The organism is Nonomuraea sp. NPDC049784 (assembly GCF_040659615.1).
Lineage (GTDB): Bacteria > Actinomycetota > Actinomycetes > Streptosporangiales > Streptosporangiaceae > Nonomuraea.
Window position 1 is genome coordinate 1 of sequence record NZ_JBFAMX010001239.1, and the last position, 1,262, is coordinate 1,262.

Below are 1,262 nucleotides of genomic sequence, written 5' to 3' on the forward strand. Positions count from 1 at the left end.
CGTAGCTGTCGAACACCGCGATGCCGCCGGCCTCGCCCTTGGCCTCGAAGCGCCGCTTGGCCCCGGTGAAGGCGCCCAGACCCTGCCTGATCTCCTCGAACGGCAACCCGAGCTCGTCGGCCACGGCGATCACCGCGGTGGCGTTGAGCGCGTTGTGCGCGCCGGGGACGGCCAGCCGCACGTCGCCCCGGCCTTCGATGTCGAAGACCGTGCCGAACCCGTCGGGCCTGACCCCCCGCACGCGGTAGTCCTCGCCCTGCAGGCCGTACGTCTTGACCCGCAGCCCGCGCTCGCGCGCCCGGCGCGCCAGCTCGGCGGAGCCCGGGTCGTCGGCACAGGTGATGAGCAGCGAGCCGACCCGGTCGGCGAACCTGGCGAAGCTGTCGTGCACGGCCCGCGGGTCGCCGTAGTTGTCGAGGTGGTCGGCCTCGACGTTGGTCACCACGGCGATGTCGGGCGCCAGCATGAGGAACGAGCCGTCGCTCTCGTCGGCCTCGGCCACGAACACCTGCCCCTGGCCGTCGTCGGCGCCGAGCCCGGTGGTGACGAGCTGGCCGCCCACGCAGTAGGACGGGTCGGCCCCGCACTTCTGCAGCGCCACGGTCAGCATCGAGGTGGTGGTCGTCTTGCCGTGGGTGCCCGCGATGGCCACGGCGGTGCGCCCGGCCATGACGGAGGCCAGCGCGGCGGCCCGCGGGATGATCCGCAGCCCCTGCTTGAGCGCTTCGCCCAGCTCGGGGTTGGAGTCGCGGATGGCGGTCGAGACGACCACGGTGTCGACGTCTCTCACGTGCGACGCGGCATGGCCGATGTGGATGGTGGCGCCCAGCTCACGCAGCTCGGTGATCAGCTCGGAGCTGCGCGCGTCGCTGCCGGACACCCGCACACCGCGTTTGAGCAGGATGCGGGCGATGCCCGACATGCCCGCGCCGCCGATGCCGATGAAGTGCACCCGCCCCAGCTCCGCTACGGCGACGGGATCGACCAGCTTCACGAGACTCATCGGGCTATCTCCAACACTTTCCTGGCGAGCATGATATCGGCGTCCTTGCGTCCCAGTCTGGACGCCGCCTCGGACATGGCGGCGACCCGCTCGGGATCACGGAGGATGGGCAGCACGTTGTGGATGATCCATTCGGGTGAGAGGTCGGCGTCGTCGACCATCAGGCCGCCGCCGCCCTGGGCGATGCGCCCGGCGTTGATGGCCTGCTCGCCGTTGCCGTGCGGCAGCGGCACGTACGCGGCGGGCAGCCCGACCGCGG

Annotated in this window: 2 protein-coding genes; both read right to left on the reverse strand. The window is 71.8% G+C overall.

All coding sequences use genetic code 11. The features are described 5' to 3' along the window. Window positions 1–1,003 (reverse strand): UDP-N-acetylmuramate--L-alanine ligase (gene murC / locus AB0J09_RS65065; protein ID WP_360714527.1); only part of this gene is annotated, 1,003 nt, incomplete at its 3' end. Then, window positions 1,000–1,262, reverse strand: a 263-nt coding sequence (locus AB0J09_RS65070; protein ID WP_360714529.1) for a glycosyltransferase, incomplete at its 5' end; no start/stop codon positions are given. The genes murC and AB0J09_RS65070, both read right to left, overlap by 4 nt.